Below are 3531 nucleotides of genomic sequence, written 5' to 3'. Positions count from 1 at the left end.
CGACTGCGATATGTAGGAATAGCAAAAAATCAATTTGCTGAATTTATGAATGCAATCTGTTTTAATTTAAAGCGTTTAACCGTCCTTGCTGCATAAAACAGGTAAAAATACATCTATTTAGACTTATAACAAAACTAAAACAGCTAAAAATGAGATTAATTTCTGATTTGACTAAAAAACTATGCAGTTTTTAATAGCAAAATCCTTATAAAATCACTCAAACAAAAATTTTAACTACAAAATACAAAATTTTCTAAAATCTCATCTTACAACGGTCCCATTATGTGGGAATTTTTGCCCCATTGCGGCACTTGTTCGACGGGGTCGATGAAAGAATTTTTACAAAAATTTTTGACCTATTTTCCCGATATTAACATCGAGCGCTTACTTGCCGATAGAGAATTTATGAATAAAGATTGCCTAGATTTTTTAAAAGAAAATTAATTTTATTATCCCGCTCCGTTGTAACATGCATCTTAGGTTAATACAGGCTGGACGCGCTTCACTAGAGAAGAGAGGAAGAGCGAAAGCTTTTGCAAATTTAAAACCTTTAGGATATGAGTATTCCGAAGGAATTTTGTGGGAGCGCAAGGTGATTATTTACGCATCCAAAAATGAATCGGGCAATTTAATGATTTTAGCTTCTTGCGAAGAATTAGAGCAAAAAGCTTTTGAGAAATATAGACATAGGTGGGCTATCGAAAGGTTATTTAAACATTTAAACAGCGGCGGATTCAATATTGAAAAAAGCCACATTTATCAGTCAGATCAGTTTATGAAGTTGGTTGCCGTTTGCGCTATTGCATCAGCAATAATTATAAAAAACGGTCCAATTCAAAACCGACTGAATCCCATCAGAATTAGGACTAAAAAAACTAATCCAAAACAATTATAATAAATTGAGTTGAGGTCTGCAAGACAAAGAACTGATTTAAAGTATCATAAAGTTTATCAAAAGCAGAGACTCTGCCTTTAATCCAACGTTTCATATTTGCTCAGAATTTTTCTATAAGATTTAAGTCCGAAGAATATGAGGGCAAAAAAAATAATCCTACACCCGACGGATTCTATCAACTCTTTAACTACTATTTGACTAGCTTTTAGTTCTTTGATTAAAAATTTCTCTAGCCAGGCCTCAATTCCTTACTGTATTTGGTGATATCTCGAATTTCAATGCAGCTCTATTGCAGCTATTGTCTTTATTTACATAATTCATTACTTTATCGCATTATATACTCAAATTTCAACTTAATTTACTATAGTATCATTTTTACATATGGGTTAGATCATATAAGAAACTGCCTAAACAGGCTAGATGTAAGGCTCAACAGATATTAAAAGGATTTTGGATATGACTCTACTATTGATTTCAATGTCTATTTTCCTCAATTGTTACATAAATTGTAAGGTACTATGGTCTCCAGACTTAAATTTTATAGAAAAATTCTGGGCAAATATGAAATGTTGGATTAAAGGCAGAGTCTCTGCTTTTGATAAACTTTATGATGCTTTAAATCAGTTCTTTGTCTTGCAGACCTCAACTTAATTTACTATAATTCTGGTGCTATAGTAAACCTCTTGCATAAGCTATTCCGAGGGGTAATTTTGTCGTCAAAACTCCTTTGCGCTCCTCATATACTAGAGTATGCTGCGGCGCTCAACATCATTTTTCCTAAAAATTCCTCCTTCATTTTTAGGTTATGCAAGAGGTCTAATGAATCTACAACAAAAAATAATCAAACCAAAGCTTAAGATCCTGCGTATTCCTCGACATAATCACTTTCTTAGACCAACAACACCCTTCCCTTTGCCTTTACACAAGGTTTTTATGTGATTGGTCTAGGACAATCTTAATCTATATCATGCACGAAGAGTTTGTAATAGAATCTCATATGTCTTGTTACACATTTGTGTTAATTGGCTAAGTATTTGCAGATGGTGATAGGCATTCATCATTTGTTCTGTATCATCAAGAGATTTTCTATCTGCGTATTCTGCATAACTCTCTGACAATCTATCATTTTCCCTACGGAGATCAGCTAAAAACTCTGTCTTTGCCTGCAAGAAAGCACCAGAGTGCGTTTGAACCTGCACGATATTTTTCTGCGCAGCGGACAAAAAGCGCAATATACAATCCGAACAGTTCTGTAGCTGCTCATTGGAAAGAGGCGCCCCTCCTGACTTGGCAGCATCCTGCAGCTCCGTTACATGTTTTATAACATGATATATCCCGACTATTATCTTTGCAAATTCATCATGCGTAGTGGGCGTGGGAGATTCCTTTAGTGGAACATGACTGTCAAAGGCTCTAAGAGTAAATTCACCGGTCCACTTCCCATCTCTTATAGTGTTAAAAACGTTGTTATGAGGCAAATCTTTTCCAGCGCACACCTCAGATCTATTAGCGCCATTTCCTAAAATACACACGCCATCATTTTCGCGCAACAATATCTCTAGCGTACTCTTCGTTGTGTTAGAAAGTGCGGACAACTTATCGGCAAGTGGCGTCGTTGGGCTACTCAAGATATGGGTCTGCATCGATGATAAGCAATCTTGTATATTAGTCATCAACTCCATACTTTGTTGCAATTGAGCGCTTTGATCTTCCAACAAACTGATATTACGCTGATTATCTCTTATTTGCGTTTGATCTTGGGCAATTCTATGGCCATTCACATCAGCAAATGAACCTAAAACATTATTTACGCTTTTTTTTCTAGCACTATTACGTAAAAACGTGCGCACGTCCGGCTCGCAATTTATACCACTCATTTTCTTACCTATTGTATTTTATCTTAAATCTTACATATATAGCATAGAAAATTGTAACACGTTTTATACTAATAATCAAGTGTATAAGGTCCATTGTAGCAAAGTTCTGCGCAAAATTCTACTTCCAAAACTATACAAGTCAAGATTTGATCTTACATACGACTACTACAAATCAATTAACTATCAAATTAAGAGCTCTCTAATTGGCCAGCTTCGAACTGGCTATATTATAGCCTATTCGCTGTCAATTAAAGCCCTTTCTCCCGTAATCAACTTACACAGTTAATATGATATACCCTTTGCCGTGTTGTCTATTGGTTGTGCAGCGATATTGATTAGACCTGCTGCGTAAGTAAAAAAAGCAAAGCATTAAGGGGCAATTGAAATACTAAGATTTTATCGAATTCTTCTACTTTTATTTCGAATAATCTTAAAAAAACTCTTGGATGTTTGACTACTTTTTTATATGATATCGACATACGGAAGTCCTTTTTTATTTATACAATTGTTTATTATGCCTTCCGTATACCTGTCTTTTTTCCAAATTTTCAAGCTTTTTGCTTTTCAAAATTCCTTATCTACCTACTTACGCAGCAGGTCTACTATCAACCCACAATATGCATCAAGCAATAACCTGCGAGTATTCATATGAAAAAGTCATCAAAAACGAACTGGATCAACATGAACGAAGTATCAGGCTTCTTGCTTTATTCTGCTTATTTTGCGTGGAAGCGCAAGATTGAAAGTGCGCTTTTACCT

The 3531-nt window shown here is 35.1% G+C and carries 4 protein-coding genes; 2 read left to right on the top strand and 2 right to left on the bottom strand.

The features are described from left to right. The first annotated feature begins 439 nt into the window (after positions 1-439). Positions 440-895 carry a transposase gene (locus Sarmat_RS06215; protein WP_341826620.1) on the top strand — a complete coding sequence of 152 codons (456 nt, stop codon included), beginning with the start codon at positions 440-442 and terminating at the stop codon, positions 893-895. A gap of 683 nt (positions 896-1578) precedes the next feature. Then, on the top strand, positions 1579-1752 hold the full coding sequence (locus Sarmat_RS06210; protein ID WP_202149904.1) for a hypothetical protein: 174 nt from the start codon (positions 1579-1581) through the stop codon (positions 1750-1752). 108 nt (positions 1753-1860) lie between these two features. On the opposite strand, the gene Sarmat_RS06205 is transcribed toward Sarmat_RS06210, so the two are convergent. Both Sarmat_RS06205 and Sarmat_RS06200 read right to left on the bottom strand, forming a co-directional pair. Beyond that, positions 1861-2772, bottom strand: coding sequence for a hypothetical protein (locus Sarmat_RS06205; RefSeq protein WP_202149903.1), 912 nt, complete (start codon positions 2770-2772; stop codon positions 1861-1863). 335 nt (positions 2773-3107) lie between these two features. Further along, a complete protein-coding gene (locus Sarmat_RS06200; protein ID WP_202149902.1) occupies positions 3108-3251 on the bottom strand; it encodes a hypothetical protein in 144 nt (47 codons plus the stop codon). Positions 3252-3531: the final 280 nt, after the last annotated feature.

Source organism: Candidatus Sarmatiella mevalonica (assembly GCF_016751895.1).
GTDB classification, from domain to species: Bacteria; Pseudomonadota; Alphaproteobacteria; order Rickettsiales; family Rickettsiaceae; genus Sarmatiella; species Sarmatiella mevalonica.
Note: the sequence above shows the minus strand (reverse complement) of the source record. Positions and strands in the feature narration are given on the sequence as shown.

What these genes read in the sequence shown, in the direction of transcription:
- Sarmat_RS06205 (WP_202149903.1), bottom strand. Translation starts at nt 2,772, where the DNA reads ATGAGTGGTATAAATTGCGAGCCGGACGTGCGCACGTTTTTACGTAAT.
- Sarmat_RS06200 (WP_202149902.1), bottom strand. Translation starts at nt 3,251, where the DNA reads ATGTCGATATCATATAAAAAAGTAGTCAAACATCCAAGAGTTTTTTTA.